Genomic DNA, 24618 nt, shown 5'->3' on the forward strand with positions numbered 1-24618 from the left:
GGCGGGCAGGCTGCCCTCGGGGGCGGCGGCCCAGCGCCTGGCGCGTTCCAGGGCCGCCTGGGAGCGCATGCGGGCGAAGGAGGAGAGGGCGGCGCGGGAGACCGTCTCGGCCGGGTCGTTCGCGGCCTCCTCGATGAGGTCGAGCACGGCGGGATCGTCGCGGTCGGCGAGGTGCCGCAGGGCGGCGGCCCGGGCGGCCTCGCGGTGGCCGCGGGCGGCCTCCAGCAGCAGCGGCCGGTCGTCCGGCCCGGCGACGGCGGACAGGCAGCGGGCCGCGGGTGCCTCGCGGTGCTGGGGCGGGTGCTGTTCGTGGCCGTCCTGGGCCCAGTCGAGGATCTCGCGGACGTTCCAGCCGGGCCGGGGCCCGTCGGTGCGCAGCTGGCGCTGCCAGCGGTCGAAGGAGCGGCACTCCCGCACCCGTCGCAGCCGGTCGGCCTGTCCGGGGTGCGCGGCGTCCTCGGCCCACAGGCGCCAGGGGCGGGGCTCGAAGGCGTCACGGGCCGCCGCGGCCAGCTCGGCGTCGCCCTCGGGGGTCTGGGGGAAGCGGGCCAGGATGGCGGGGCCCAGGGGGCGCAGCCCGGCGTCGTCGTCGCGTACGGCGAGCTCGTCGAGGGCCCACTGCCAGTTGGTGCCGGTGGTGGCGTAGCGGCGCAGCAGGCGCAGCGGCTCGTTGCGGCGCCAGTCGGTGCCCTGGGCCGCCGCGTAGGAGGCCAGGTGGCCGAGGACGGAGAGGGCGAGCCCGGTGCGGACCTCGGCCTCCTCGGGGGTGCACCGGAGGTCAGCGGGGTCGAACAGATGTGCGGCGATGTCGTCGAGCCCGGCGTCCAGCTCCCTGTGCAGGCGTGCGTAGTACAGCGAGCGGTGTTCGATCTGCCAGTCGCGCCTGGGGTCGTGCAGGACGCAGTGCCGCAGCGCGCTGAGCGCTTCGGCGCGCGGCGCCGCGAGAGCGTGCAGCGTTCCGTCGCCGCGGCCCCTCTGGAGGAGGCCGAGCAGCGTACCGCTGGGCGCTATGCCTGAATCGACGGAATCGACGAACATAAGAGTCAGCATCCGGTGCGGGGTCTTCGGCTGGCAACGGGATTTCCGTTGCCGGGCATTCTTGCCGGTGACGGCGGTTCTACTCCTGGGTTTCACTTTTCCCGGGCGTCGCCGCCGGTCAGAGCGGGAGCCTACCCGGAAGAAACCATTCCGCCGAGCCCCCGGCCCCGGCCGGACCGCCCCGGCCGCGCCCGGCCCCCGGTCCCCCCTCCTCCGGGTGGGGACGGCGGGGTCCGGTGAGGCGTCCTGGGACCCGGTGGACGGACGAACGCGGACGGACGCAGCAGACGCTCCTCCGCCGGTCGTCGGTGTCGGGTGTACGTCATGGATGACATATGACAGCAGCACCACCGGATCGAGTGTGGCCGAATCCCTTACGGGCAGTCGCGGGCTGTGCGACAGTCGTAACCGAATCTCCCCCGTATCGGAGCCCTCTATGTCCTCCCATCTGCATGCGGACCACTCCGCCGCGCAGCCCCCGGACCGCGGCACCCTGGACGCTCTGATCACCCAGGCACGGACCCTGCGCGGCGGCCTCGACGCGGTGCGGCGGGGCGCGGGAGGGAGCGCGTACGAGGACGTGCCGGAGCCCGCGCTCACCGAGGGCGACCTGCGCGTACGGTGGCAGCGCGCGCTGTGCGAGCTGGCCGTGCACCAACTCGACGACCTGGGCAGCCAGCTCGACCAGTTACGGGAGGGCCTGCCGCCCCAGGCGCCGCACAGCTTCCCCGCCGCCGACCTGCCACCGCGCCAGGAGCGGGACGAGGACGGCGGCGAGGGCACCCCCGGCGCCGCCTACGGCGTCCTCCCCCCTCCCCGCACGGGCGCGGCGTCCGAACTGGTCGGCCGGGTCGGCAGCGCCGACTGGAACCTGCTGACGGACGAGGTCTCCTGGTCTCCCGAGCTGTACCGGATCTTCGGCAGGACCGAGGAGGACGGCCCCCTCTCGCTGGACGAACTGCCCTCGTGGGTGCTGCCCGAGGACCAGTCCGCCCTGGCCACCGCGTTCACCGCCTGTCTGGTGGACGGCAGGACCATCGACCACGAGTTCCGCCTCGTCCGGCCGGACGGCTCGGTGCGCACGGTGCACCTGGTGGGCGAACCGGTGCTCGACGACGACGGCGGCACCGCCTCCATGTGGGCGGTGGTGCGGGACGTCAGCGAACTGCGGCGCAGTGAACGGGCGGTCCGCGAGACCCGGGACTCGCTCCAGCGCGAGCGCCACTTCGCCCAGACCGAACGCCGGCTCGCCGTCGAACTCCAGCGGGCGGTGCTGCCCGAGTGGCGCGGCTCCCTGCGGTTCCCGCACGGTGACGAACGGGCCCGGGGCGCCCTCGATCTGGCCGCGCAGTACCTGCCGTCCGCCACCGGTGCGCTGGTCGGCGGCGACTGGTACGACGCGCTGGAGCTGCCGGACGGCTCCACCCTGCTCGCGGCCGGCGATCTGACCGGCCACGGCGTCGCCGCCGCCTCCGGAGTGGCCCTGCTCCTCGGGGCCGTACGCGGGATGGCGGTCGCGGGTGTCTCGCCGGGCGCGCTGATGGGCCATCTGAACCAGCTCCTCGACTCCTCGGCCCAGCCGTCCCTGGGCAGCGCGCTGTGCCTGCGCTACGAGCCGCGTTCGCGCACGCTCACCTGGGCGCAGGCCGGCCACCCGCCGCCGCTGCTCTTCCGCGGCGGGAGCGGCCGGGTGCTGACGCGTCCCGAGGGCGTGCTCCTCGGCGTCACCTCGGGGGCCTCCTTCGGCCAGCGCACCGAACAGCTGGCGCCCGGCGACCTGTTGGTGCTGCACACGGACGGCCTCGCCCCCGAAGGGGGGCACCCGAGCGCACCCCGCCAGGAGGGCGCCCCGCATCCGGGCGCCGCCCGGCTGCTCGGTCTCGCGGGCCGGTTCGCCGCCGCCGCGTCGGCGCAGGACTGCGTCCGCGCGGTCGCCGAGGAGTTCGACGACAGGCAACGCGAGGACGACGCCTGCGTACTGGTCGCCCGGGTGGCGGCGTAGGCCCGCACGGGCCGCCGACCGCCTCAGCCGACGGGGACCGAACCGTGAGCGGCTCACCCGCCCCGGTAGATCCGGCGCGGACTGACCGCCCCGCGCGGACAGGCCATCCCGCACGAAACAGCTCGTCTCGCACGAACAGGCCGTCCCGCACGAACAGGCCGTCCCGCGCGGACAGGTCTCATACGGATCGGCTCCCCCCCGGACCCGGGCCCCGGTCGCTCCGCGCCTTGCGCACATCCTGGAGGTGGCCGGGCGCCCGCCGCAGCTCGTCCGCGTCCTTGAGCCCCTTGGCACTCCGGGACGGCCTCGGCGCTCTGGGCAGCGCCTCCTGGATCTCCGCCCGCAGGTCCGCGATCTTCCCGTGCCCGGCGTACCGGCCGGTGAGCCGGTACATCTCGCGCAGCCGGTCCCAGGTGCGGTGCGAGGAGTTCTCACTGATGGTGAGCAGGGCGAGGCGGGCGTAACGGTCCGCCTGTTCCGGGTCGTCGGAGATGAAGCACGCCGACGCCATGGAGAGGTAGTCGAAGATCTGGGAGCGCTGCCGGCCCTCCTCGCGCAGTGCCAGGGCCCGTTTGGCGTGCCGCTCGGCCGCCTTGGCCGCGACGGGCTCGTGGTCGGCGAGCGTGCGGAAGGCGAGCGCCTCCATGCCGTGCAGGTCAGCCTCGTCGAACATCTGCATCCAACTGGGCGGCGGCACATCCCCTTTGTCGGAGGCGAACAGCTCCTCGGCCCGGCCCAGGGTGCGCCGCATCTCCTGGCCCCGGCCCATGGACGCCTGCGCCCACGCCTCGATGGTGTGGAACATGGCACGCGTCCGGGGCAGCGCCTCGTCCCCGGAGCCGGTCCGGGCGAGCCTCACCAGGTCGAGCGCGTCGTCGGGGCGTCCCAGGTGCACCATCTGGCGGGCGGCGCGCGAGAGCGCCTCCCCGGCGCGCGGCCGGTCGCCGCCCTCGCGGGCCGCGTGCGCGGCGATGACGAAGTACTTCTGGGCGGTGGGCTCCAGGCCCACGTCGTGCGACATCCACCCCGCCAGCACCGCCAGGTTGGCGGCCACGCCCCACAGGCGCCGGCGGAGCGGTTCGGGGTGGTGGTAGGCGAGCATGCCGCCCACCTCGTTGAGCTGCCCCACCACAGCCTTGCGCTGGAGGCCGCCGCCCCGGGCGGCGTCCCAGGCGCGGAACACCTCCACGGAACGTTCCAGCGCCTCGATCTCCTGGAGACCCACCGGCGCCGCCTCGTAGCGGTCGTACGCCGCCGGGCCGGCGTGGGCGGTTCCGGCCGGGGCTCCGGTGCCCGCGGCGGACGGGTTCACCGGTTCCGTCCTGAGCCAGTCGTGCATGGCACTGCTGAGTGCCGATCCTGCGGCGAGCGCGGCGCCCGCACCCACCAAGCCGCGTCGGTTGAGCATGAGGTCCATTCCCGTGAATTCGGTGAGGACCGCGGCAACCTGCCCGGACGGCAGGGGCACCCCATCGGCGGGCTGGCCCTGGGCCGTCTGTCCCGGTCGGCTGAACCCGAGGTCCTCAGTGGTCACGACACGGCCGAGTCGCTCGGTGAACAGGGACGCCAGCACCTTGGGCACCGGGTCGCGCGGGGTCTCCCCCGTGTCGATCCAGCGCCGTACGCGTGAGGTGTCCGTCGCCAGCTGCGGATAGCCCATCGCCGCCGCCTGCCGGTTGACCAGCCGGGCGAGTTCGCCCTTCGACCAGCCGGCGAGGGCGAAGAGGTCCGCCAGGCGCGCGTTGGGTCCCTTGGTCACGTCAAGCCCCCAGGTTCTCGGCTGAGTTGACAGTAGCTTCACCAGGACCCGGTACGGCGGCCCCGCGCGTATTCGCCAGGGTTCGCCAGGGTCCGCCAGATGGTGTGCCACCCGCCGGAGGGTGTGCTGTAGGAACGCGCCACCCCGGTCCTGCTGTCCGGCCCCGCATTCCCCAGGGTGCCCGGGACGCGACGGACGGCCGGGGAGGCGTGGACCCCCGTCGGCACACGAAGGGATCTCGCGCGCCCATGTATTCAGCACCGTCCCCCGTGTCCGTGCAGCGCCGGCCGCGTGCCGCCCCGCCGCAGCCCTACCCGAGCGCGGCCCCGCCGCAGCCCTACGGCCCGCCGCCCTACGGAAGGGGAGCGGTGCTGGCGCCCGATCCCGCGCGCGACCCGTCGCGCGCGCCGGGGCTGCCCGGCCCGCACCCCGGCGCGCTCATGGGGCGGCGCGCGCCCGCTCGCCCGGCCGCCACACAGTCCCGGCCCGTCAGCGGGAGGCTGGACCTGTCCGGCCCGCAAGGCGCCCAGCTCCGTACCGCCATCGCCGCGGTCCACCGGATCTGCCCGGACTTCGCGCCCGTCCAGCTGCTCCGCAGGCGCGGCCGGTCCGTCCTGCTCGCCGGCACGGCGGGGCGCAACACGGTCATCGCCAAGTGCCTGGTGGACCACTCCCCCGCCTGGGTGGAGCGCTTCCAGCACGAAATAGCGGTGTACCGGGCCTTCGTACGACACCGGGCCCCCGTCCGCACACCCCGGCTGATCGCCGCCGACCCGGACACCTGCACGCTGGTGATCGAACGGGTGCCGGGCCGGGTGGCGTCGGCCCAGCGGCACCCCCTCGAGGCGCCACCGGTCCCGGACCTGCGCGCGGTGATCGGCTCCTTCCACCGGGTCAACCAGTGGGAGCCCCCGCCGGGCCTGTTCGAGCGGCCCGTGGACTACCCGGCGCGGCTGGAGCGCTACCACCAGCAGGGGCTGCTCACCGACCGCGACATGGGCGACCTGCAGAAGCTGCTGCACGGTCTGGCGCAGCCCGCGGGCCCGGGCGGCAGGCGCAGCGTGCCCTGGCAGTTCTGCCACGGTGACGCGCTGCTCACCAATGTGATGCTCGGCCCGACGGGGCCGTCGCTGGTCGACTGGGAGCACGCGGGCTGGTACCTGCCCGGATACGATCTGGCGTCGCTCTGGTCGGTGCTGGGGGACGCACCGCTGGCGCGCCGTCAGATCAGCCAGCTCGCGCAGAAGGCGGGGCCCGCGGCACGGGACGCCTTCCTGGTGAATCTGATGCTGATCCTCACCCGGGAGATCCGCACCTACGAGACGGCGGTGCAGCGCACCATGCGCGACCCCTCCCCGCAGGTCGCCGCCGAGGCCGCGGCGGCGGTCCGGGCGGGCGCGATGCCCACCGGCGAGGCGCAGCGGCTGCTGCTGCGCAGGCTGCACGAGGACTGCGGTACCGCGCGGCGGGCCGTACGGGCCGCCGTCGGCACCCGCTGACCGTCCGCGGCGCGGGCGACGGGGTGGCGTCACCGGTTCGAACCGGTGACGCCCCGGCCCCGGATGCCGTACGCCGCCGCCTCCCGCAACCGGTGCCGACGGGCCCCCGGCGCGGAATGATTGACGGATCGTCGGCCAGTCGGTACGTCTGAGGACTGCGCGCGTCCGTGACCTCACGGCGCACAGTCCGAGGAGGCGGCATTGCCACGATCCTTCCGTGACCCCGACGGCACGCCCGCCGGCGGCAGACCCAACGGTGGAACAGCTCGCGGGCGCGGCGCCCGCTCCGCCGCCGTGCCGCTGGTGGCGGCCGCGCTGGTCGTCCCCCTGCTGACGGCCGGCACGCAGGCGGCGGACCGCAGCGGCCCCGGCACGCTCCAGCGCCAGTTCGCGGCCGAGGCCGACCGCTACCACGTACCCGAGAGCGTGCTGCTGGGCGTCTCGTACCTCCAGTCGCGCTGGGACACGCACCAGGGTGCGCCCAGCGTCTCCGGCGGCTACGGCCCGATGCATCTGACCGACGCGCGTACGGCGCTGGCCTCCTCCCGGTCCGCGGGCCACGCCGGTACGGAGGACGCGCGGGGCGACACGGCGCGGCCGGCCCGGGTGGCCGAGGAGCCGCCGCGGCCGGGGGCGGCCGGGAAGCTGCCGGCCCGGCTGCGGACGCTGGAGCGGGCGGCCGGGCTGACGGGGCTCTCGCGCTCGGCGCTGCGCTCCTCCCCCGCGGCGAACGTACGGGGCGGTGCCGCGCTGCTGGCGGACGCGCAGAAGCGGCTGGGCCACCGGCCGAGCACCGACCCCGCCGACTGGTACGAGGCCGTGGCCGCCTTCCCGGGCGGCGGGCACGGCGACCCGGACGCCAAGGCGTTCGCCAACGACGTGTTCGACGTCATCCGGCAGGGTGAACGCCGCACCACGGACACGGGCGAGACCGTCACGCTGGAGCCCGCCCCGAAGCTGCGCACGCCGAAGGCCGCCGGGCGGCCCGGCACCGGGCTCTCGGACGCCTCGGAGGCGGCGGAGTGCCCCCGGAGCGTGGACTGCGAGTGGCTCCCGGCGCCGTACGAGAAGTGGACGGACAGCTCCGGCGCGGAGGACTACGGCAACCACGACAAGGCGCGGCGGCCCTTCTCGCAGAAGATCGACTACATCGTCGTCCACGACACCGAGGCGACCTACGAGACGACGCTCGGTCTGGTCTCCGACCCGACGTACGTGTCGTGGAACTACACACTGCGCGCCTCAGACGGGCACATCGCCCAGCACGTGCGCACCAAGGACGCCGCCTGGCACGCGGGCAACTGGTACGTCAACTCCACGTCGGTCGGCCTGGAGCACGAGGGTTTCCTCACGGACCCGGACGCCTGGTTCACCGAGGCCATGTACCGCAGTTCGGCGCGGCTGGTGCGGTATCTGGCCGCGAAGTACGACATCCCGCTGGACCGGCAGCACGTCCTCGGCCACGACAACGTGCCCGCCAGTACGGCCTCCGGCGTCAAGGGCATGCACACCGATCCGGGCCCCTACTGGGACTGGGAGCACTACTTCCAGCTGCTGGGCAAGCCGTTCACGCCCAAGGCGGGCCCGAAGTCGGGCGTGGTGACGATCAGGCCCTCCTACGACGAGAACGAGCCGGTCTTCACCGGCTGCGACTCCTCCGGCAGGCCCTGCGCGGCGCACGGCTCCTCGGCGGTACGGCTGCACCAGGCGCCGGACGCGTCGTCGCCGCTGGTCAACGATGTGGGGCTGCGCCCTGACGGGTCCCCCGCCACGACGGGCGTCAACGACACCGGGGCGCGCGCCACAGCGGGACAGCAGTACGCGGTGGCGGAGCGGAAGGGCGCGTGGACGGCCATCTGGTACCTCGGCCGGAAGGCATGGTTCCACAATCCCGCCCGGCAGCCGGTCGCGGTTCCGGGCCGGGGCACCCTGATCGAGCCCCGGGAGGGCCGCGACGAGATCACCGTCTACGGGCGGGCCTACCCCGAGGCGGACGCGTATCCGCAGGGCGTGCCCGTGCAGGCGCTCTCCCCGCTGCCCTACAAGGTGGCTGCCGGACAGCGCTATGTGGCGGGCCTGAAGACCCCGGGCGAGTACCTGTACGCCGTGGCCTACGACCCCGGCGCGGAGAAGTTCCAGGTCGTGCGGGGCCGGCAGCAGTACTACCAGATCCAGCTCGGCCACCGGGTGGCGTTCGTGAAGGCGGACGACGTGCGGGTGGTGCGGTGAGCGTCCGCTGACGCCGCCGCCCCCTTCCCCGGCCGGGGAAGGGGGCGGCGGTCGCGGGACTACTGCTGGAACAGCCGGGGACTACTGCTGGAACAGCTCCGCGGGCAGCGGCTTGAGCAGCGCGTACAGGTCGTTGGTGATGGGCCGGTCCCAGCTGGCGATGGTGACCAGGACGCCGTCGCTGCGGTCGAACTGCACGCAGGAGATCCGGTCCTCCGACAGCTTGATCCGGCGCACGATCAGCAGGTTGTCCTCGTGCATCACCGGGTCGTCCTCGGTGCCGACGACCTCGACGTGCTCGTCGTTCTCCAGCGCGGACAGCAGCTGGGCCACCTCGAACGGCACCTCGCCCTCCTCGACCTCACGCGCCGGTGAGCCCTCGGGGAGATTGCCGATGATCATCGCCGGGCCGCGTCCGCCGAACAGGTCGTAGCGGAGGAAGACGCCCTGGCAGGTGCCGTCCGGCGCGGGCAGCAGGCCCGCGCCGAGATTTCCCGGCCAGTCGGACGGGTCCATGGCCAGGACATCGAAGTCCGGGCCTGCGGGCACGGCGGCGCTGCGGCGGCGGAGGAACGACATGCCGCAATAGTACGTGGCCGCCACCGCGCACCACACGGGCGGCATCGGCCGGGCCGGCCCCTCCGCCCCACGGCCGCGCCCGCCCTTCCGGGCCCGCTCCGGCACGCCCGCTCCTCCGCGTCCACGACACCCCCGGCGGGAGGGCGGGCGGTGCTCAGGAGCCGGCGGTGGCGCGGGCCAGGAGGCGGGTGACCCGGGAGCGGAGGGCCGGGGCGCAGTCGGGTTCGGCGAGGGCGGCGCGGAGGGGGTGGACCGCGGCGGCTGGGGCACCGGACCGCAAGGCGGCCGAGGCCAGCTCGTACAGCACGGCCGGCCGGTCGCACCGGGCCGGCGGTTCGCTCAGCGCCCGCCCCAGGAAGCGGTAGGCAGTCTCGGGGGCGCCCGCGACCGCGTACGCGTGGGCGGCGCGGCGCAACCGGTCCACCACATCGGGGTCGGCGTCGGGGTGGATCTCCAGCAGGTGCCGCGCCGAGGTGCCCGCCCCGGGTCCGGCGGCGGCGAGCGTGGCGGCCGCCTGTCCGTGCAGGGCGGTACGGAGGCTGGCGGGAACGGCGCGGTAGACCTCACCGGCGAGGGAGGGGTGGGTGAAGTGGGGCGACGCTCCCAGGACCCGCTCCCGGCGCAGGGTGTCCGCCGCGTCGTGTGCCGCCGCGCCGGTGAGCCCCGCGACGCGCGCGGCGAGCGGGAGGGTGGCGTCGGCACCGAGGACGGCCACCGCCCAGCTGAGCCGTACGCAGGCGGTGCCGAGGCTCTCCAGGTGGTCGAGGAAGCCCGTGCCGTGGAGGGTGCGGGCGAGGCCGGGCAGCCGGGACAGACTGTCGCGGTGCGGGGCGAGCCCGGTCCGGCGGGCGCGGGCCAGCAGTTCGGTGACGGCGAGGGGGACGCCGCCGGTGAGGACCCAGCACTCCTTCGTGAAGGAGGCGTCATCGGGCCCGCACAGGGTGTCCCGGACGAGGGTCTCCACGGCCTGGGCGCTCAGTGCCTGGAGGGCGTACGAGGTGGCCGCGCCGCTGTCGAGCGCGGTGTGCGGGCCGGCCGTGTCCGGGCGCGGCCGGCCCGTGTCGTAGGCCAGCGCGCAGAGCAGGGGGAGTTCGGCGGCGCGGGGCAGGAAGCCGGTGAGCCAGGCCAGCGAGGCGGGGTCGGCCCAGTGGGCGTCGTCGATGAGGAGGACGAGCGGGGCGCCGCGTGCCGCGAGGTGTTCGGCGGCGTGTGCGAGCAGCCCGTCGAGTGCGCGGCGTACCTGCCCGGGATGGGGTGCGACGGCGCGGCAGGGTGCGGGCAGCCCCGCGGCCCGGGCGGCGAGGTGGTAGGTCCTGCCCAGCGCGGTGCGTATCCGGTGCTCGTCGAGCACGGGCAGCAGGGGTTCGAGCAGCGCGCGGAGGAGGTGGAGGCCGACCTCCTGCTCCTGTTCTCCGGCGGTCGCGTGGACGACGGTGCAGCCGCGTGCCGCCGCGCGGGCGGCGGTCTCGCGCAGCAGGGCCGTCTTGCCGAGGCCCGCGGCTCCGGTGAAGGCGAGGGGCGTGCCGGGGCGGGCGGTGTGCGCCGGGCGCGCGCCGCCTGCGCCGCCGTCGCACAGCCGGGCCAGTCCCCGGTCGACGGCCGCGAGTTCGGCTTCCCGTTCCAGCAGCGCCACGATGGTGTCCTCGCCGTCCTCGCGTCGTCCCGGCTCCGGCAGTTGGGGCGAGCCTACGCCAGCGGGGGTGGCCGTGACGGGGGTTGGGAAGACGCCGGACCGGTGAGCGTGTGCGTCCCTCGGGCGGATGTCAGGGTGTACGCAGGCACGTGCGCGGGCGGCGTGCTCCGGCGCGTCAGGTGAGGTCGAACTCCCCCTCGCGCGCCCCGCGTACGAAAGCGCGCCACTCGCCCGGATCGAAGATGAGTGCGGGCTTGTCGGGCTGGCTGCCGTTCCGCATGGCGACGAAGCCCTCCACGAAGGCGATCTCGACGTCACCGGAACCCCGGCTGCTGGACTGCCACTGCGCCCTGCTCAGATCGAGTTCGGGCTGCTCGGCGGTGCGGTGGGCCACGCGTACTCCTCCCGGTCGTGGTCGTCCCGGCGACACCCTAACCACGCTCCTGGCCGCTGGGACAGGGCGCGGAAGGAGGGAAAAGTGATGGAGGGAAGGGCGGGAAGCGGAGGGGGAGAGCGGGACGGGAGCGGCCGGGGACGGAGTCCGCGGGGGACCGTGGGCTCACCGGGTGGGGGGCTCGGCGGCGACCAGCCACATCGAGAAGAACTGCGCGCCTCCCCCATAGGCGTGCCCCAGTGCTCTGCGCGCCCCCTCCACCTGGTGCGCGCCCGCCAGCCCGCGCACTTGGAGGGCGGCCTCGGCGAAGCGGAGCATGCCGGAGGCGCCGATGGGGTTGGTGGACAGCACCCCGCCGGAGGGGTTGACGGGCAGGTCGCCGTCCAGCGCGGTGGCCCCGGACTCGGTCAGCTGCCAGCCCTCCCCCTCCTTGGCGAAGCCGAGGTTCTCCAGCCACATCGGTTCGTACCAGGAGAAGGGCACGTACATCTCGACGGCGTCGATCTCGCGGCGCGGGTCGGTGATGCCCGCCTGCCGGTAGACGTCGGCGGCGCAGTCGCTGCCGGCGCGCGGTGAGACGGCGTCCTTGCCCGCGAAGAGGGTCGGTTCGCTGCGCATGGCGCCGCCGTGCACCCAGGCCGGAGGGCGCGGGGCGCGCGCGGCGCCCGCACGGTCGGTCAGCACCATGGCGCACGCCCCGTCGGAGGAGGGGCAGGTCTCCGAGTAGCGGATGGGGTCCCACAGCATCGGGGAGGACTGGACCTTCTCCAGGGTGATGTCCTCCTCGTGCAGGTGCGCGTACGGGTTCTTGAGCGCGTTGCGGCGGTCCTTGTACGCGACCAGGGCGCCGATGTGGGAGGGGGCGGAGGTGCGGCGCATGTAGGCGCGCACGTGCGGGGCGAAGAAGCCGCCCGCGCCGGCCAGCAGCGGCTGCTGGAACGGCACGGGCAGGGAGAGGCCCCACATGGCGTTCGACTCGGACTGCTTCTCGAAGGCGAGGGTCAGCACGGTGCCGTGGACGCGGGCGGCCACCAGGTTGGCGGCGACCAGTGCGGTGCTGCCGCCGACCGAACCGGCCGTGTGCACCCGCAGCATGGGCTTGCCGACGGCGCCGAGGGCGTCGGCGAGGTACAGCTCCGGCATCATGACGCCCTCGAAGAAGTCGGGCGCCTTGCCGATTACCACGGCGTCGATGTCGGTCCAGGAGAGCCCGGCGTCCTCCAGCGCCCGTACGGCCGCCTCGCGCACCAGGCCCGCCAGCGACACGTCCCGGCGTGCGGAGACGTGTTTGGTCTGGCCGACACCGACGACCGCGACGGGCTCCTTGCCCACCGCCCGGCCCGGGCGCCCCTTGTCGGTGCTCATGCGCTCTCTCCTCCTTCGGCGGGACCGTCCGCCTCCAGGACGGCGACGAGGTTCTGCTGGAGACAGGGCCCCGAGGTGGCGTGGGCGACGGCGCGCCGGCACTCGCCCCGGCCGATCCGGGCCGCCGCCTCCCCGATCCGCAGCAGCCCGGCGGCCATCACGGGGTTGGCGGCCAGCGGCCCGCCGGAGGGGTTGACCACGGTCTCCTCGCCCAGCCGCAGCGCCTTGCGCAGGATGACCTCCTGGGCGGTGAAGGGGGCGTGGAGTTCGGCGACCTCGCAGGGCGGGGCGCCTTCGTCGAACAGCCCGGCGTGTGCGGCGGACAGCCGGGTGGAGGGCGAGTCGGTGAGGTCGCGCAGGCCGAGGCCGTGCGGTTCGACGCGGTGGTCCATGCCGCGGATCCAGGCGGGCCGGCGGTCGGGGCCGGTCAGGCGGTGGGCGACCTCTCCGGCGGCGAGCACCACGGCTGCGGCGCCGTCGGTGACGGGCGGCAGGTCGTGGCGGCGCAGCGGCCGGGCGAGGTAGTCGCTCTCCAGCAGGGTCCCGGCGTCGGGCGAACCCCGCAGCCGCGCGTGCGGGTTGTCCCGGGCCGCCCGTCTGCTGCGGGCGGCGACCTGGGCCAGCTCCCGCTCGTCGGTGCCGCCCGCGTCGATCAGGGCGCGGGCCTGGAGCGCGGCCAGCGCGACGGAGTCGGGCCACAGCGGGGCCAGGTAGTACGGGTCGAGCTGCCGGGTGAGGACCTCGGGCAGGTCGCCCGCCGAGGACTTGCCGTAGGCGTAGACCAGTGCCGTGTCCGCCTCGCCGGTGAGGATCTTCACCCATGCCTCGTAGACCGCGAAGGCGCCGTCCATCTCGACGTGCGACTCGGAGATGGGCGGCCACGCGCCCACCCCGTCGAGCGCCATGGTGAAGGAGAAGGGGCGGCCCGCCAGGTAGTCGGAGGAGCCGGAGCAGGTGAAGTCGATCTCCCCGGCCGACAGTCCTGTCCGGCCGAGGACGTCGCGCAGCACGGGCAGCAGCATCTCCACCTCGGAGAGGCCGTCGGCCGCGCGGACGTGGTCGGTCTGCGCGACGGCGACGACGGCGACGGACCTGGCTTCGCGGCTGGTCACAGCAGCTCCTTGTACGTCTGGTAGGGGGCGTCCGGTTCGCCTGTGGGCCGGTAGTGGTCGGGGTAGCGGCCCGACCCGGTCCACACCGGCTCCACCCGCAGCCCCATCCGCACCTGGTCGTAGGGGATGCCGCCGATCCGGCCGTGCAGCGCCAGCCCCGCGCCGTCGAGGGCGATGTGCGCGTAGACGTAGGGCACTTCGATGTCGAGCCCCTTGGCCTTGATGTTGACGACGCAGAAGGTGGTGACCGTGCCCGCGGGGCCGACCTCCACCTGTTCGCGGGTCGGCACTCCGCAGGTGGGGCACGCGCCGCGCGGCGGGACGTAGACCTTGCGGCAGCGCGGACAGCGCTCCCCCATGGTGCGGTGCTCCGCGAGGGCTTCCAGGTAGCGGGTCTGGGCGCGGCCGGGGGTGTAGGTGTAGTCGAGGCGGGCGTGCGCGACGATCCCGGTCACGGGGTCGGTGAACTCCCCGGTGTGCGGGGCGGGCCGGGCCGGTGGCCGGGTGCCCCCCTCGCGGTCGGGTTCGAAGCAGGCGATGTCCGTGATGGCGCCGCCGCGCTCCTCGGCCCACCGGATGCGCACGCGCATCCCCGTGCGGACCGAGTCCGGGCCGTCCGGTGCGTCCAGTGCGTGCAGGAGGGCGGTGTCGGCACCGTCGAGGCGGACCAGCACCCAGGCGAAGGGGTGCCGCAGGGGCTGCCCTCTGCGCGGGGAGCCGTTCCAGCACCAGGTGGTGACGGTGCCCGCCTGTCCGACCTCCACCAGGTCGCGGATCTCCTCGGCGGTGACAGGGTCGTACTCGGTGGGCGGCACGAGCGTGCGGCCGTCGCTCGCCCTGACACCCAGGACGGTCCTTTCGCGCAGCCCGGTGAGGAACGCGCTCTGGACGGGGCCGAGCGAGCGGGTGAAGGGGAACTCGACGACCAGGGGTGCGCTCAGTACCTCGTGCGACGGTGCGGTGTTCATGGGGTCCCCCCGGGTAGGGCTGGGGTCTGGTTGCCGGTCGTGCGCACGAGGGCGGGGCCGGCGGTCACGCCCGACGGAAGCGCGGCTGCCGTTTCTCCGCGAAGGCGCGCGCTCCCTCCTTGGCGTCGGCGGTGTCGAACAGGGGCCAGCCGCGCTTCAGTTCGGCGGCGAGTCCGTCCCGCTCCGTCATGTCGGCGGTCTCGTGGACGGATGCCTTGACGGCTTCGACGGCCAGCGGGCCGCAGGCGTTGACGCGTTCGGCGGTCTCCAGGGCGGCGTCCAGGGCGGTGCCGTCCGGTACGACGCGTCCGATCAGCCCGATGCGCTCGGCCTCGGCCGCACTGTAGGGGCGCCCCGTGAGCAGCATCTCCAGCGCGTGGGTGCGGGGGATCTGCCGGGGGAGGCGCACGGTGGAGCCGCCAATGGGGAACAGCCCGCGGCGCACCTCGTAGAGGCCGAAGACGGCGCTCTCGCCGGCCACCCGGATGTCGGTGCCCTGCAGGATCTCCGTACCGCCCGCCACGCAGTGGCCCTCGACGGCGGCGATCACCGGTTTGCGCGGGCGGTGGTGCCGGAGCATGGCCTTCCAGTGCAGGTCGGGGTCCGCACGCAGCCGCGCGCGGTACTGCTCGCCCGCCATGCCGTCCCCGGCCAGGGCTTTGAGGTCCATGCCCGCGCAGAAGGCGCCGCCCGCGCCGGTGAGGACGACGGAGCGGATGGCGTCGTCCTCGTCGGCCTCGGCCCAGCCGTCGTGGAGGCCGACGAGCATGGGCAGGGAGAGGGCGTTCTTCGCCTCGGGTCGGTCGAGGGTGAGCACCAGGGTGGCTCCCACCCGCTCCACGGACAGATGTTCGGTGCCGCCCATAGGGGGCCTCCCGTCTCCAGGGCCGGAGAGCAGCCTTTGCGGACCTCGTGGATCTGGAACAGGTTGCAGGAGCGGGGCCGGGACCGCAAGAGGTTTCTGACTACCCGTCACATTTCTTGTGCCGGGGCTCTTCCCGTCTTCGCGCCCCGGTGCTCTGATGAGCGCCGGACGACACGCGCGGGGGACGCACACCGGAGCACGCACGCCACACGAGTACGCATGCCGGGCCGGGTATGGAGGAGCGCGCCGTGGAGTACAACCTTGCCGACCTGTTCGAGTCGATCGCCGACACCGTCCCGCGGCGCGAGGCACTGGTGTACCTCGACCACCCCGGCACGGGAGCGGAACGCCGGCTGTCCTACGCGGAACTGGACCAGGCCGCCAACCGCCTGGCGCACCACCTGGCCGACCACGGCATCGCGCCCGGCGACCATGTCGGAGTGCACCTGTACAACGGCGTCGAGTACGTGCAGACCCTGCTCGCCTGCCTGAAGATCCGCGCCGTCCCCGTCAACGTCAACTACCGCTACATCGAGGACGAGTTGGCGTACCTGTACCGGGACGCCGATCTGGCCGCGCTCGTCTTCGACGGCGAGTTCACCGCGCGGGTGGCGGCGGTGCTGCCCCGCGCGACCGGGCTGCGCCATCTGGTGCGGGTCGGGCCCGCGCCCGAGGGGGCACCCGAACCGGTCGCCGCAGGGCGACGGCCGGTCGCGTTCGCCGAGGCGGAGGCCGCGGGCTCGGCCGCGCGCGACTTCGCACCGCGCTCGGCCGACGATCTGTTCCTCCTCTACACCGGCGGCACCACAGGCATGCCCAAAGGGGTGATGTGGCGGGCCGAGGACCTCTTCTTCTCCGGGCTCGGCGGCGGCGCGCCCACGGGTGAGCCGGTCTCCCGGCCCGAGGAACTGGCCGAACGGGTCGCGGCCGGCGGGGAGGGCCTGGTCTTCTTCCCCACTCCCCCGCTGATGCACGGCACCTCCACGCTCACCCTCTTCATCGGGCTGAACTACGGGCAGAAGGTGGTGCTGCACCGCAAGTTCGTGCCCGAGGAGGTGCTGCGCACCGTCGAGCGCGAGCGGGTGACCGCGGTCTCCCTGGTGGGCGACGCCATGCTGCGGCCCCTGGTGGACGCCCTGGCGGGACCGCTGCGGGGCACCGACTGCTCGTCGCTGCTGGCGGTCTCCAGCTCCGGCGCCGTCCTCTCCCAGACCGTGCGGGAGCAGTTCTCCGCGCTGGTGCCGCACGCCGTGCTCATCAACAACTTCGGCTCCTCCGAGTCCGGCTTCAACGGCACGGCCACCGCGGACTCGGGGCCGCAGAGGGGCTTCCGGATCACCGTCAACGACGGGACGGCCGTGGTCGATCCCGCCACCCGCAGGCCCGTGCCGCCCGGCGGGACCGGCCGCATCGCGCTGCGCGGGCACGTACCGCTGGGCTACTACAACGACCCGGCCAAGAGCGCCGAGACGTTCTTCGAGGCGGACGGCGCCCGCTGGGTGCTCCTCGGCGACATGGCCACGGTCGACGAGAACGGCGTGGTCACCGTCCTGGGCCGGGGCTCCCAGTGCATCAACACCGGCGGCGAGAAGGTCTACCCCGAAGAGGTCGAGGAGGTGCTCAAGTCCCATCCGGACATCTACGACGCCCTCGTCGCGGGCGTCCCGGACGAGAAGTGGGGCAGCCGCGTCGCGGCCGTCGTCCAGGTGCGGGCCGGTGCCGGCGGCGCGTCGCTCACCGCGGAGGCGGTACGGGAACACGCCCGCACCCGGCTCGCGGGCTACAAGGTGCCCCGCACCGTCGTGCTCACCGAGCGCATCCAGCGCTCGCCCAGCGGCAAGGCGGACTACCGCTGGGCGCGCGACGTCCTGGGCCCGCCGCGCCGGTGAGACGCCGGACGGGGAGACGTCCGGCGGCGGGCCCAGCCGCCGCCCTCCGGCTCAGCTCTCCGCCAGGAAGTCCACGACCGCCCTGGTGAACTCCATGGGACGGGCTTCGTGGACGAGGTGCCCGGCGCCGTCGACGGTCAGCACGCGGGCGTCGGGGATGCGCTCGGCCATCAGGTGCAGGTCCTCCTGGGGGAGGTGGCTTCCGTCGCCGCCGCCGAGCAGCAGGGTGGGAGCTGTGACGGCTCCCAGCCGCTCCCACCAGCGCGGGTCGGGATCGTTGCGCTGCCGGGCCCACTGGACCCCGGCCTCCCGGTCGAAGCGCGGGGTGCCCGGCGGCGGCTCCTCGGGCACCTCCTGGGGCGTCTCCAGGGGACGCATGGCCACCGTCTCCTCCAGGACGAGGCGGTCCACCCGCCCGGGATGCTCCTGGGCGAACAGGTAGGCGACGACGGACCCGAAGGAGTGGCCGACGAGGACGGCCTTGTCCAGGCCGAGCGCGTCGAGGAACCCGAGCAGATCGCCGGTGAAGTCGGCCATCGCGTAGGAGCCGGGCCAGTCGCTCCCGCCGTGCCCGCGCAGGTCGAGCGCGTAGACGGGGTGCTCACCGCCGAGCGCCGAGATGAGCGGGCCGCGCCAGTCCTCGCCGTCCTCACCGAGGCAGTGGAGCAGGACGACGGGGACGCCCGCCTCCGCGCCCCAGGCGCGGTAGACGAGCCGGACCCCGCCCGTGTGTACCGTCCGTGTTCCGTTCTCGCTCATACGGGGGACCGTACCGGCTAGCCGTCCCGCTTCTCGAAGGAGGGCGCAGGGGTGTCGCCGGGACGCTTGGCCAGCTCGGACTTGCGGTAGGAGTAGGCGAAGTAGACGACGAGGCCGAGGACGAACCACACGCCGAAGCGCAGCCAGGTCTGCCAGGCCAGGTAGGTCGTCAGCCAGATGGAGAACGCCACTCCGAGCAGCGGGACGACGGGCATGCCCGGAACCTTGAACTTGCGGGGCAGGTCGGGCCGGCGGTAGCGCAGCACGATCACCGCGACGCACACCACGACGAAGGCCAGCAGGATGCCGATGTTCGTCATCTCGGCCGCCTCCTCGATGGGCAGGAAGCCCGCGATGACGGCGGAGGCGACACCCGCGATCCAGGTGACGCGGGTGGGCACGTGGCGCACCGGGTCGGTCTTGGCGAACCACTTGGGCAGCAGCCCGTCGCGGCTCATGGCGAACCACACGCGGGTGACGCCCAGCATGAAGGTGAACATCACGGTGAGGATGCCGATGATGGCGCCGACCGCGATGATGTCGGCGACGCCGCCGAGGCCCACGGACTTGAACGCGGTGGAGAAGCCGCTGTCGGGGTCGATCTCCTTGTAGTTCTGCATGCCCGTGAGCACCAGGCAGACGGCCACGTACAGCACCATGGAGATCACCAGCGAGTAGATGATCGCCTTGGGCATGTGCCTTTGCGCGTCCTTGGACTCCTCGGCCGCCGTCGACATGGCGTCGTAACCGAAGACGGCGAAGAAGACGGTGGCCGCGCCGGTGAAGGCGCCCGAGAGCCCGTAGGGGAAGAACGGCTTGTAGTTGCCGGTCTTGATGTGGAAGACGCCCACGACGATGACGAGCAGCACGACGGCGACCTTCAGCGCCACGACGATCAGCTCGAACCGGGCGGCGTTCTTGATGCCCCGGGTGAGCGCGTAGGCGATCAGGAGGCACAGCAGCGCCGCGAACAGGTCCACCCGGTGCCCGTCACCCGTGCCGGGCGCCCCCATCATCCAGGTGGGCAGGGTGGCGCCCATCTCCTCCAGCAGGAAGGAGAAGTAGCCGGAGATGCCGATGGCGACCACCGACACGATGGCCGTGTACTCCAGCAGCAGGTCCCAGCCGATGAACCAGCCGCCGAGTTCACCCAGGACGGCGTAGCCGTAGGTGTAGGCGGAGCCGGCCTTGGGGATGAGGCCGGCGAACTCCGCGTAGGAGAGCGCCGCGCAGGCGCTGGCCAGCCCCGCGACGAGGAACGAGATCAGCACGGCGGGGCCCGCCTTGCCGTTGGCGACGGTGCCCGCGAGGCTGAAGACCCCGGCGCCGATGATCCCGCCGACGCCGATCGCGGTCAGATGCCGCAGGCCGAGCGTGCGGGTGAGCTGCTGTCCGGAGCCTCCCTCCGGTTCCTCGATGTGCTCGATGGGTTTGCGGCGCAGTACGCCTTCCCCGCTCCAGAGCCCGGCCATGGGTCCTCTTCCTGCCGTTGATGCGATGACGGCGCCGCCGCGGGCGGGCCCGCGACCGCGCGTGATCATCATGACCGCGACAGGATGGGGTGAGAAGTGTCCACGAGGTCTCCTTTGGGCATCGTTCCGAGACATACCCGTCCGGCCCTGACCCGTCCCGGAGCGCGCGCCGGACCCGGCACCCGTCCCGGAGCGACGACCCGGGCCGGGCGCCGCCTCACACGGCCCGCTCGCGTCCCCGCCAGTACGGGTCGCGCAGCCGGCGCTTGTAGAGCTTGCCGTTGGGGTCGCGGGGCATCTCGGCGACGAAGTCCACCGTCCTGGGGCGCTTGTAGCCCGCGAGCCGCTCCGCGCAGAGGGCCAGCACCTCCTCGGCGAGCGCGGGCCCCGGCGTGCGGCCGGGCGCGGGCTCGACGACGGCCTTGACCTCCTCGCCCCAGTCGTCGTGCGGGACGCCGAAGACGGCGGCGTCCGCGACGGCGGGGTGGCTCAGCAGCACGGCCTCGACCTCGGCGGGGTAGATGTTCACGCCACCGGAGATGATCATGTCGATCTTCCGGTCGCGGAGGAAGAGGTAGCCGTCCTCGTCCAGGTATCCGAGGTCCCCGACGGTGAAGAAGTCCCCGATCCGGTTCCCGCGCGTCTTCCGCTCGTCCTTGTGGTAGCTGAAGCCGCCGGTGTTCATCTTCATGTAGACGGTGCCCAGCTCACCGGGGCCCAGCCGGGTGCCCTCGTCGTCGAAGACGGCCAGCTCGCTGATGGGCCAGGCCCTGCCGACCGTGCCGGGTTTCCTCAGCCACTCCTCGGCCGTCGCGAAGGCGCCGCCGCCCTCGCTCGCCGCGTAGTACTCCTCCACGCTCTCCCCCCACCAGTCGATCATCGCCCGCTTCACATGGTCCGGGCACGGGGCCGCCCCGTGGATGGCGTGCCGCATGGAGGAGACGTCGTAGGCGGCGCGGGTCTCCTCGTCGAGCGCCAGCAGCCGGTGGAACTGGGTCGGCACCATGTGGGTGTGCGTGCAGCGGTACCGGTCGATGAGGCGCAGCATCTCCTCCGGCTCCCACTTGTCCATCACCACCAGTTGGTGCCCGATGTGCAGTGCCGCGCCCGCGAACTGGAGCACGGCGGTGTGGTAGAGCGGTGAGCACACCAGGTGGACGTTGTCGTCGAACGGCTTGATGCCGAAGATGCCGAGGAAACCGCCCAGATGTGTCTCCTCCGGGCGCTTGCCGGTGAGGGGGCGGCGGATGCCGCGCGGGCGGCCCGTGGTGCCGGAGGTGTAGTTCATCACCCAGCCGCCGGTCCGCCCGGCGGGCGGCCCGCCCGGCCGGCCGCGCACGAGGTCGTCGTACGGACGGAAGCCGTCGATGGCGCCGCCCACGCAGTAGCGGTGCGCCGGCGGCACCCCCGCCTCGTTGGCCGCGGACGCCGCCGTCGCGGCGAAACGTGTGTGCGCGAGCAGCGCTTGCGCGCCGGAGTCCGCGAGGATCCAGGCGATCTCCGGGCCCACCAGGTGGTGGTTGACCGGGACCATGTACAGGCCTGCCTGGGTGGCCGCGAGGTAGGCGGCGAGGAACTCCGGCCCGTTGGGGAGGAGCGTGGCGAACGCGTCGCCCGTCCCCAGCCCCGCCGCTCTGAGGCCGTGCGTGATCCTGTTGCACTCCTCGTGGAGGCGGGCGGCGGTCCACGGCGTGCCGTCCGGCCCGATGAGAACCGTCCGTTCGGGAGCCCACTGGGCTTGCGCCCAGAACCCGTTGGGTGCGTCCACGTCGTGCCTCTCCCTTCTGGTGGGTGGCGCCCCGCTCCCCGGGGCGGGGCCGGGACGGCCGGCGCTCAACCGGTGCCCGCGATGCGGTTCAGCCGGGAGAGGGCCCGGTCGAACCCGCGGGTGAGGTCGTCGACGACGGCCTGGACGGAGCGTTCGCTGTTCATGGAGCCGACGATCTGCCCGACGGGGGTGCCCAGCAGGGGTTCCACCTCGTGCCGCTGGATGCGCGAGTTGGCTTCGGCGACCAGCAGCCCCTGGAGCGGCATGGGGAGCGGTCCCGGCCCCTCCCCCGGCTCCCATGCGTCCGTCCACGCGGTCCGCAACTGGCGCGCGGGCTTCCCCGTCAGCGCCCGCGACCGCACGGTGTCCCCCGCGCCGGCGGCCAGCAGTTTCCGGGTCAGCGCACGGGAGCCGAGATCGGCCTCGGTGGTGGTGAGCCACACCGAGCCGAGCCAGGCCCCCTGGGCGCCCAGCGCCAGCGCGGCGGCGAGCTGTTCACCGCTGCCGATGCCGCCGGCGGCGAGCACGGGAAGCGGGTCGACGGCGCGGACGACCTCGGGGGTGAGCACCATGGTGGCGATCTCCCCGGTGTGTCCCCCGGCCTCGTACCCCTGGGCGACCACGATGTCGATGCCCGCCTCCTTGTGCCGCTGTGCGTGCCGGGGGCTGCCGGCGAGGGCGGCGACGGGGATGCCCTGGCGGTGCGCCCGTTCGATGACGTCGGCCGGCGGGGAGCCCAGCGCGTTGGCGAGGAGCTTGACCGGGTAGTCGAAGGCGACGTCGAGCTGGCCGCGGGCGACGCTCTCCATCCAGCCGGTGATGCGCCAGCCGCCGCGCTCGCCCTCGGGCAGCTCGGGAACGTCGTACGCGGCCAGGAGTTCGCTCACGTACTGCCGGTGCCCCTCGGGGATCATGGCCTCGACGTCCTCTTCGGTGACGCCCTCGACCTTCTTCGCGGGCATCACCACGTCGAGCCCGTACGGCCGCCCCTCGGTGTGGGCCTCCATCCAGTCCAGGTCGCGCCTCAGTTCGTCGGCCCGGCCGTAGCGCACGGCGCCGAGCACCCCGAAGCCACCCGCGCGGCTGAGCGCGGCGGCCACGGCGGGGAACGGCGTGAAGCCGAAGAGGGCGTGCTCTGCTCCCAGCTGTCTGCTCAGCTCCGTCTGCATGGGCGCAGGATGCCGCAGCCGTGCGACGGAGGGAAGACGTTTCCTGATGCTGCGTCAGATTTTCGGGTCGCCCCTCAGCACCTGTGGGCCAGCGCCCGGTACGCCTCCGCCGCCTCCTCACCGCGGCCGAGCCGCTCCAGGCAGAGCGCCTCCTCGTTCCTGCTGTCCAGCGTCTCGGGGTCGGCGTGCCCGAGCACGCGTTCGCGTACGGAGGCCACGTGCCGGTGGGCCTCGAGCGCCTCGTCCCAGCGCCCCAGTCCGCCCAGGCTCACGGCCAGCCCGTGCAGGGCGCGCAGCGTCGCGGGGTGGGCGGCGCCGTCGAGGCGGGTGCGGACGGCCGCCAGGTCGCGGTACAGGTCCAGGGCCTCGGCCGGGCGGCCCAGCCCCGTCAGGCAGGCGCCCCACTCCTGACGGGCCGCGAGGGTGTCCGGGTGGTCGCCGCCCAGCACCCAGGCGCGGTCCTCGGCCACCTTGCGGCAGACCTCCAGGGCCTCGCCCCAGCGGCCGAGCCGGGCCAGCGCGTGGCCCGCCTCGGCGCGGCTGGCGAGGGCGTCGGGGTGGCAGGGGCCGAGGAGCCGCTCCCGCTCGGCGGCGACCGCCAGATGCGCCTCGTAGGCCTCCTCCCAGCGGCCGAGCCGCCCCAGACTCATCCCGGCGCCGTGCCTGCTGGCGAGCACGGCGAGGGGGTCGGGCACGGCGGACCGGTGACCGGCGGCGTACTGCGGCGCCGACTGGCGTGCGGGCGCGTACGGAGCGGAGGGGCGCCCGCGCCGGAGGCCGGCCCCGGCCACACACCCGGCGCGCGGGAGCCGGCCGAGAGCGCGCGCGGCCCGCCCGCGCCGACCAGGGCCGGTCACGCCCCCGAGCGGGGATTCGGGCGCCCTGCCGTTGCCCGTCCAGCGCCCCGCGAGACCGCTCGTGCCCGTCGCCGCCCTCCCCCTCGGCGGCACCCACGGGCCGGGCGTCCCGTTCGCGGGAAGGCCGCCGTCCATCCCGCGGCTCCACGAGGGCATCCACCGCGGTGCGGCGCCCTCGTCCGCCGCCGCACCCGCCCGCCACCCGGGCAGCCGGGCCCGGATCCCGGCGAGCCGGCAGGCCAGCTCCGTGGCGCTGTCCGGCCGTTCGTCGGGGGCCTTGGTCAGCAGCCGCAGAATGATCTCCTCCAGCGGCGCCGGCAGTTCGGGCCGGCGGGCGCACGGCGGCTCGGGTGGCGTGTCGCGGTGGCCGACCAGGACCGACCAGGCGTCACCGCCCTGGAACGGGGGCACGCCGGTGGCCAGTTCGTAGAGCACGCACCCGAAGGAGTACAGGTCGCTGCGGTGGTCCACCGCCGACCCGGCGATCTGCTCGGGCGACATGTAGTGCGGGGTGCCCATGGCGATGCCGGTGCCGGTGAGCTTGGCGGTGAACCCGATGTCGTGGGCGAGCCGCGCGATGCCGAAGTCGCAGATCTTCACGGTGCCGTCGCCGGTCCGCATGACGTTCGCCGGTTTCAGGTCGCGGTGCACGACGCCCTGGTCGTGGGTGTAGGCCAGGGCCCACGCGATCTGTTCGGCGACGTCCACCACCTCGGCCACCGGCAGCGGCTGCTCGCCGTCCGCCAGCAGCTGGCTGAGGTTGCGGCCTTCGAGCAGCTCCATCACCAGATAGAGCAGGCCGTCGTCGTCCCCGAAGTCGTGCACCACCGTCACGCCCCGGTGCTGCAGCGCGGCGGCCACCCGCGCCTCGCGGCGGAACCGTTCGCGCACCACGCGCAGGAACGCCGCGTCCCCGCGCTGAGTCAGCGGTTTGAGGCATTTGACGGCCACTCGTCTGCCCAATGCCTCGTCGCGCGCCCGCCACACTTCTCCCATGCCGCCGCGCCCGATCAGTTCGAGCAGCCGGTAGCGGTCATGGATCAGGGTGTTGAGAGCCATCCCCGTGTCGCCCCCGTCGATGCGTGCTGTTGTGCTCGTCCCTCCCCATGTCTGCTCAGTATGGCTGCCTCGTTCCTGGGCGTGTATGCCATCCGGTGGCGGGGGGTCCGCGTTTGACTGGTTCGGCGCGGTACTGACGCGTTCCGTTCCGGAGCTTTTCGGACCGGCCGGCCGGAGCACCGGACACGGAGCCGCCCGCGGC

At 74.0% G+C, this 24618-nt stretch carries 18 protein-coding genes; 4 read left to right on the forward strand and 14 right to left on the reverse strand.

Going from position 1 to position 24618, the window contains the following annotated elements; translation table 11 throughout:
• On the reverse strand, positions 1–1038 hold a 1038-nt coding region (locus FM076_RS04235), incomplete at its 3' end, for a HEAT repeat domain-containing protein (protein ID WP_173868593.1).
• A gap of 436 nt (positions 1039–1474) precedes the next feature.
• Here FM076_RS04235 and FM076_RS04240 point away from each other — a divergent pair.
• Positions 1475–3040 (forward strand): PP2C family protein-serine/threonine phosphatase, encoded by a 1566-nt coding sequence (locus tag FM076_RS04240; RefSeq protein WP_173868594.1) that lies wholly within the window; start codon positions 1475–1477, stop codon positions 3038–3040.
• A gap of 178 nt (positions 3041–3218) precedes the next feature.
• Here the strand turns inward: FM076_RS04240 and FM076_RS04245 are convergent, their stop codons facing one another.
• Positions 3219–4799, reverse strand: coding sequence for a DNA-binding protein NsdB (locus tag FM076_RS04245; protein WP_173868595.1), 1581 nt, complete (start codon positions 4797–4799; stop codon positions 3219–3221).
• 248 nt (positions 4800–5047) lie between these two features.
• Between FM076_RS04245 and FM076_RS04250 the strand changes: the two genes are divergently transcribed.
• Both FM076_RS04250 and FM076_RS04255 read left to right on the forward strand, forming a co-directional pair.
• Positions 5048–6298 carry an aminoglycoside phosphotransferase family protein gene (locus FM076_RS04250; protein WP_243274292.1) on the forward strand — a complete coding sequence of 417 codons (1251 nt, stop codon included), beginning with the start codon at positions 5048–5050 and terminating at the stop codon, positions 6296–6298.
• 201 nt (positions 6299–6499) lie between these two features.
• Positions 6500–8527 carry an N-acetylmuramoyl-L-alanine amidase gene (locus tag FM076_RS04255; protein ID WP_173868596.1) on the forward strand — a complete coding sequence of 676 codons (2028 nt, stop codon included), beginning with the start codon at positions 6500–6502 and terminating at the stop codon, positions 8525–8527.
• A gap of 81 nt (positions 8528–8608) precedes the next feature.
• Here the strand turns inward: FM076_RS04255 and FM076_RS04260 are convergent, their stop codons facing one another.
• The 7 genes from FM076_RS04260 to FM076_RS04290 all read right to left on the reverse strand — a co-directional run bounded on the left by FM076_RS04260 (position 8609) and on the right by FM076_RS04290 (position 15443).
• Positions 8609–9106, reverse strand: coding sequence for a hypothetical protein (locus tag FM076_RS04260; protein ID WP_173868597.1), 498 nt, complete (start codon positions 9104–9106; stop codon positions 8609–8611).
• 154 nt (positions 9107–9260) lie between these two features.
• Positions 9261–10739 carry an AAA family ATPase gene (locus FM076_RS04265; protein WP_173868598.1) on the reverse strand — a complete coding sequence of 493 codons (1479 nt, stop codon included), beginning with the start codon at positions 10737–10739 and terminating at the stop codon, positions 9261–9263.
• 175 nt (positions 10740–10914) lie between these two features.
• On the reverse strand, positions 10915–11133 hold the full coding sequence (locus tag FM076_RS04270; RefSeq protein ID WP_173868599.1) for a DUF397 domain-containing protein: 219 nt from the start codon (positions 11131–11133) through the stop codon (positions 10915–10917).
• 165 nt (positions 11134–11298) lie between these two features.
• Positions 11299–12465 carry a thiolase domain-containing protein gene (locus FM076_RS04275; protein WP_173874500.1) on the reverse strand — a complete coding sequence of 389 codons (1167 nt, stop codon included), beginning with the start codon at positions 12463–12465 and terminating at the stop codon, positions 11299–11301.
• A gap of 29 nt (positions 12466–12494) precedes the next feature.
• On the reverse strand, positions 12495–13610 hold the full coding sequence (locus tag FM076_RS04280; RefSeq protein WP_173868600.1) for a thiolase domain-containing protein: 1116 nt from the start codon (positions 13608–13610) through the stop codon (positions 12495–12497).
• On the reverse strand, positions 13607–14578 hold the full coding sequence (locus FM076_RS04285) for a Zn-ribbon domain-containing OB-fold protein (protein WP_173868601.1): 972 nt from the start codon (positions 14576–14578) through the stop codon (positions 13607–13609). The genes FM076_RS04280 and FM076_RS04285 overlap by 4 nt, the downstream gene beginning before the upstream one ends.
• 64 nt (positions 14579–14642) lie before the next feature.
• The gene (locus FM076_RS04290) at positions 14643–15443 is read right to left on the reverse strand and encodes a crotonase/enoyl-CoA hydratase family protein (protein ID WP_173868602.1); all 801 of its coding nucleotides are present in this window, start codon (positions 15441–15443) and stop codon (positions 14643–14645) included.
• Between the two features lie 248 nt (positions 15444–15691).
• On the opposite strand from FM076_RS04290, the gene FM076_RS04295 reads away from it, so the two are divergent.
• On the forward strand, positions 15692–17332 hold the full coding sequence (locus FM076_RS04295) for an AMP-binding protein (RefSeq protein ID WP_173868603.1): 1641 nt from the start codon (positions 15692–15694) through the stop codon (positions 17330–17332).
• A gap of 51 nt (positions 17333–17383) precedes the next feature.
• Here the strand turns inward: FM076_RS04295 and FM076_RS04300 are convergent, their stop codons facing one another.
• From FM076_RS04300 to FM076_RS34590, 5 genes are all read right to left on the reverse strand, one after another.
• Entirely contained in the window at positions 17384–18091 is a 708-nt protein-coding gene (locus FM076_RS04300) for an alpha/beta fold hydrolase (RefSeq protein ID WP_173868604.1), read from the reverse strand.
• A gap of 17 nt (positions 18092–18108) precedes the next feature.
• Positions 18109–19563 carry an amino acid permease gene (locus FM076_RS04305; RefSeq protein WP_173868605.1) on the reverse strand — a complete coding sequence of 485 codons (1455 nt, stop codon included), beginning with the start codon at positions 19561–19563 and terminating at the stop codon, positions 18109–18111.
• A 217-nt stretch (positions 19564–19780) separates the two neighbouring features.
• On the reverse strand, positions 19781–21331 hold the full coding sequence (locus FM076_RS04310; RefSeq protein ID WP_173868606.1) for an AMP-binding protein: 1551 nt from the start codon (positions 21329–21331) through the stop codon (positions 19781–19783).
• A 65-nt stretch (positions 21332–21396) separates the two neighbouring features.
• Positions 21397–22500 carry an NAD(P)H-dependent flavin oxidoreductase gene (locus FM076_RS04315; RefSeq protein WP_173868607.1) on the reverse strand — a complete coding sequence of 368 codons (1104 nt, stop codon included), beginning with the start codon at positions 22498–22500 and terminating at the stop codon, positions 21397–21399.
• 74 nt (positions 22501–22574) lie between these two features.
• Entirely contained in the window at positions 22575–24416 is a 1842-nt protein-coding gene (locus FM076_RS34590; RefSeq protein ID WP_173868608.1) for a serine/threonine-protein kinase, read from the reverse strand.
• Positions 24417–24618: the final 202 nt, after the last annotated feature.

The sequence above is a fragment of the Streptomyces albus subsp. chlorinus genome (assembly GCF_013302895.1).
GTDB classification, from domain to species: Bacteria; Actinomycetota; Actinomycetes; order Streptomycetales; family Streptomycetaceae; genus Streptomyces; species Streptomyces chlorinus.

Excerpts from the sequence above, each read along its gene's own strand:
- FM076_RS04315 (WP_173868607.1), bottom strand. The coding sequence starts at position 22,500 with ATGCAGACGGAGCTGAGCAGACAGCTGGGAGCAGAGCACGCCCTCTTC.
- FM076_RS04250 (WP_243274292.1), top strand. The coding sequence starts at position 5,048 with ATGTATTCAGCACCGTCCCCCGTGTCCGTGCAGCGCCGGCCGCGTGCC.
- FM076_RS34590 (WP_173868608.1), bottom strand. The coding sequence starts at position 24,416 with ATGGCTCTCAACACCCTGATCCATGACCGCTACCGGCTGCTCGAACTG.
- FM076_RS04285 (WP_173868601.1), bottom strand. The coding sequence starts at position 14,578 with ATGAACACCGCACCGTCGCACGAGGTACTGAGCGCACCCCTGGTCGTC.
- FM076_RS04260 (WP_173868597.1), bottom strand. The coding sequence starts at position 9,106 with ATGTCGTTCCTCCGCCGCCGCAGCGCCGCCGTGCCCGCAGGCCCGGAC.
- FM076_RS04300 (WP_173868604.1), bottom strand. The coding sequence starts at position 18,091 with ATGAGCGAGAACGGAACACGGACGGTACACACGGGCGGGGTCCGGCTC.
- FM076_RS04290 (WP_173868602.1), bottom strand. The coding sequence starts at position 15,443 with ATGGGCGGCACCGAACATCTGTCCGTGGAGCGGGTGGGAGCCACCCTG.
- FM076_RS04305 (WP_173868605.1), bottom strand. The coding sequence starts at position 19,563 with ATGGCCGGGCTCTGGAGCGGGGAAGGCGTACTGCGCCGCAAACCCATC.
- FM076_RS04240 (WP_173868594.1), top strand. The coding sequence starts at position 1,475 with ATGTCCTCCCATCTGCATGCGGACCACTCCGCCGCGCAGCCCCCGGAC.